Origin of the sequence: Thermoflexus sp., assembly GCF_025055495.1 — a bacterium.
Classification (GTDB): domain Bacteria; phylum Chloroflexota; class Anaerolineae; order Thermoflexales; family Thermoflexaceae; genus Thermoflexus.
Genome location: NZ_JANWXB010000305.1, coordinates 1 through 4000 on the forward strand (window position 1 = coordinate 1; position 4000 = coordinate 4000).

The 4000-nt window shown below is 62.8% G+C and carries 3 protein-coding genes and 1 pseudogene; all 4 read right to left on the minus strand.

Annotated elements, in window-relative coordinates; all coding sequences use genetic code 11:
- Positions 1-189: 189 nt before the first annotated feature.
- Positions 190-1257 carry an Mrp/NBP35 family ATP-binding protein gene (locus tag NZM16_RS09590; protein WP_295480159.1) on the minus strand — a complete coding sequence of 356 codons (1068 nt, stop codon included), beginning with the start codon at positions 1255-1257 and terminating at the stop codon, positions 190-192.
- 114 nt (positions 1258-1371) lie between these two features.
- The gene (locus NZM16_RS09595; RefSeq protein ID WP_295449711.1) at positions 1372-1980 is read right to left on the minus strand and encodes a 4Fe-4S binding protein; all 609 of its coding nucleotides are present in this window, start codon (positions 1978-1980) and stop codon (positions 1372-1374) included.
- A gap of 73 nt (positions 1981-2053) precedes the next feature.
- A complete protein-coding gene (locus NZM16_RS14060; RefSeq protein ID WP_366946188.1) occupies positions 2054-3208 on the minus strand; it encodes an NADH-quinone oxidoreductase subunit D in 1155 nt (384 codons plus the stop codon).
- Positions 3209-3382: 174 nt separating this feature from the next.
- A pseudogene (locus NZM16_RS14065) lies at positions 3383-3832 on the minus strand (NADH-quinone oxidoreductase subunit C); the annotation flags it as partial.
- Between the last annotated feature and the right edge of the window lie 168 nt (positions 3833-4000).

The window sequence follows — 4000 nt, forward strand, 5'->3', positions numbered from 1 at the left end:
CCCCCCCCCCCCCACCCCCCCCCCCCCCCCCCCCCCTGGGCCCCCCGGGGAGGGGGGAGAAAAATCGTTTTAGGGCTGGGGCGCCGCCGAAGGTGGCGCCCCAGCCCTAAAACCTGCGGGGGAGCTCGGAAGTTGCACATCGCATAAAAACCTTTGGGGACAGGCGGCCTTCCTGTCTCCGATGAAGCGCTACGCTGGGGAAGTCCGCATGGCCGGCTCCTGGAGGTTGAGGACGCTGATGCGGGCGGCGACTTGCTGGGCGATGGCCCGCAGGGCCTGGGCAGCGGGGCTGTCCGGGTAGGCGATCACCACGGGCCGTCCGGCCTCCCCTCCCGCCACCACCCGTGGATCTAAGGGCACGCTTCCCAAGAAGGGCACCCCCATTCGCTCTGCGAGGCGCCGTCCCCCGTCTTTACCGAAGATCTCCGTCACCTGTCCGCAGTGGGGGCACACAAACCCGCTCATGTTCTCCACCACCCCCAACACCGGTATCTCCAGACGCTCGAACATTCGCACCGCCCGCCCCACATCGCTCACCGAAACCCCTTGCGGGGTAGTCACCACCACGGCCCCGGTCACCGGCACCAACTGGGCCAGGGAAATCGCCACATCCCCTGTCCCCGGCGGCAGATCCACCACCAGGTAGTCCAGAAGCCCCCAGTCCACATCCGTCAGAAACTGCCGCACCGCACTATGCAGCATCGGCCCCCGCCAGATCACCGGCTGGTCCGGCGGCAACAGAAACCCCAACGACATCACCCGCACCCCATAGGCCACCGCCGGGATGATCCGGTTGTCCCGGGGGGCGGGGATCCGGCTCACCCCCAGCATCTCCGGGATGTTGGGCCCATACACATCGGCGTCCATCAGCCCCACCACCGCCCCCATCCCCGCCAGGGCGACGGCCAGGTTGGCCGCCATGGTGCTTTTGCCCACCCCTCCCTTCCCGCTGCCCACCGCCAGGATGTTTTTGATCGTCAGCCCCTCGATCGTCTGCAGACGGGCATGGGAGGGCACTTGGGCGGTCATCCGCAGATCGACCGCTCGCACCCCGGGCAGGGCTTGCAACGCCTCGCGGATATCGGCCTCGATGCGCTCAGTAAGGGGGCAGGCCGGAGTGGTCAGGACCACCGTCAGAGCGACTCGATCCCCCTCCACCCTCACCTCCCGCACCATTCCCAGCGACACGATATCCCGCCCCAGCTCCGGATCTTTCACCCGCCGAAGCACGTCCAAAACCTGTTCCGACGTGATCATCGGAAACCCCCGTCCTCGATCCGACAAGCTTTTCAGGACATACCTCGAAGGACAAAAAAGGCTAAAAAGAACGCAGGGAAGCCGGGGTGCCCTTTGTGGTCTTCCACCATGCTCTTACGCGTGCGCGGCCGCCTTCCCACCCTTCTTAGCCTTTTCCGCTTCCTTCTCCGCCAGCTCCCGGGCCCAGTCCGAAGGATGGATCTGGGCATGATAGGTGTCCGGCTTCAGCAGACGCGGCAGATCAAACAGAAGCGACTCGTAGCGTTCATAGGAGGAAAGTTCGTAGTCATGGTCCATCTTGATGGCATCGAAGGGGCAGAACTCGGCGCAGAAGCCGCATGACATGCAGATCGTGGCATCGATGTAAAACGCCTCGGGCTCCGGCTTTGGGCGACCGGTGCTGGGATCTGTTCCCCGGACGATCCAGATGCACTGGGGTGGGCAGACCTTCGCGCAGATCCCGCAGGAGGTGCACTTGATTTTGTTCTCCTGGGTGTCGTAGACCAGGAAGGGGATGTAGCGGAAATTCTCCGGCAGAGGCAGCTTCTCCTTCGGATACTGCACGGTGAACACCCCGCGGGCTTGCGGCCCCTGGCGGGCGGGCAGGTGACGCGGCTGGTAGCGCCCGCCTTCGAACAGATAGCGCACATCCTCGATGTAAGATTCGATGAAGTGCTTGAGCGTCACGCCGAGACCTTTGAGGATACCCAGACCGTAGATCATCGCACCTCGCCTCCTGCGGGGGATTGGGATTTCGAGCCTGACCGAAAAACGAATCGCCCTTCTAATGAAAGAATCAGCGATCCACCTCCCCCAGCACGATATCGATGCTGCCCAGGATGACCACCACATCGGCCACCTTGTGACCCTTGCACATCTCATTGAGGGCGGTGAGATTGATAAAGGATGGCGCCCGGATATGATAGCGGTAGGGGTTCGGGCTGCCATCGCTGACAAGGTAAAAGCCCAGCTCGCCCTTGGGGTTCTCCACCCGACCGTAGGCCTGACCGGCAGGGACCCGCATCATATACTGCTTCTTGCCCGCCTGGATTTCCCCCCGGGGGATCTGTTCCAGCGCCTGGCGCAGGATCCGCAGGGACTGCCACATCTCATCGATCCGGATGAGGTAGCGATCGTAGACATCCCCGTTGTAACGAACGGCCACGTCGAAGTCAAAGCGATCGTAAATGCTGTAGGGCTCGGCCCGCCGGACATCGTAGGGGACCCCGGAGGCTCGCAGCACCGGTCCCGCTGTGCTGTAGGCCACCGCCAGGTCCGGCGGCAACACTCCTACCCCCTGGCAGCGCGCCTGGATCAGCTCGTTGTGGGTTAGATAACGATCCAGCTCCTCGATCGCGCGCGGCAGCCGGTTGTAAACCAGCTCCTTCGCCCGCGCGATCCAGTCGTCGGAGACATCATGGGCCACGCCGCCGAAGCGCATGTAGTTGCACATCATGCGGGAACCCGCCGCTTCTTCGAAAAGGTCCAGGACCAGCTCTCGTTCCTCGATGGCATACAGGGCGGGGGTGAAGAAGGCGCCCAGATCGTTCAGCAAGAACCCGATGGCCCACAGGTGGTTCACGATCCGGGTGAATTCCGCCATGATCACCCGGAGATATTCCGCTCGCTCGGGGGGTTTGATCCCCAACAGCTTCTCCACGGCGATGGCATACCCCAGGTTGTTGCTCATCGAGCAGATATAATCGAGCCGGTCCGTATAGGGCATGTTCTGCAAATACATATTCCGCTCGCCGATCTTTTCATGGTTGCGATGGAGGTAGCCCATGACCGGCTCCAGGCGCACAATCGTTTCCCCATCCAGGGTCACCACCATCCGGAACACCCCGTGGGTGCTCGGGTGCTGGGGGCCCATGTTCACCACCAGCCGCTCCGTGCGCAGGCTCTTCGGCTCCACCCGTTCCCCCGTCTCCGCCCGCGCGAACTGTCCCATACCGATGTAGAGCCATTCATCCGAGATATCCTCCGCCTGATCCGGATCCCAGTCCAGGGGATACTGCACGTTGTCATGCCAGAAGACCCGATCCTCCGCCCGGATGTGATGCCCCGAAGGCCAGCGGCTGCTGAAAGGCTTGTGCTCCTCCTCGTAATAGGGTTCCTTCCAGTCTTTGCGCAGCGGATGCCCGTGAAAGCCCTCCCAGAGCAGGATGCGCTTAAGGTTCGGGTGGCCCGCGAAGCGGATCCCCATGAGATCCCACGCTTCCCGTTCCTGGAAGTCCACTCCTGGCCACACGGAGACCAGCGAGGGGATCGTCGCCACGTCCCGGGGGGTGCGGGCTTTGAAGACCAGCGGGCCACCGCCCTCCAGGCGATAAGCGTGGTAGACGACCTCGAAATAGCCTTCCTGAATGTAATCGACGGCCGTCAGGCTGGACAGATACTTGTAGCCCAGCTCATCCCGGATGAAGCGGGCCGCTTCGACCAGGACATCGTTCGCGATCACCACCCCTTCGTATTCAGCAGGCTGAACCGCGTCGCCGAATTTCTCCTTCAGGACCGCAAGATCCCCTTTCAGCTCCGCGAGGGGGGCGGCCTTGGCCTTGGCTGGTGCGGTCATCTTCTCCCTCCCAATCCGGCAATCTGGATCTGAGCTCCAGCTTTGGGGCCTTTCCACTGGAATCTGGCCAAAATCGCCACCGCGAAGGAGATCTGCACGCGGCGCGTGTGGTGTCCCAGCTCAAAAACCTACAGGAGAGCCTAGTGCTTTGTCCATTTTTCATTTGGG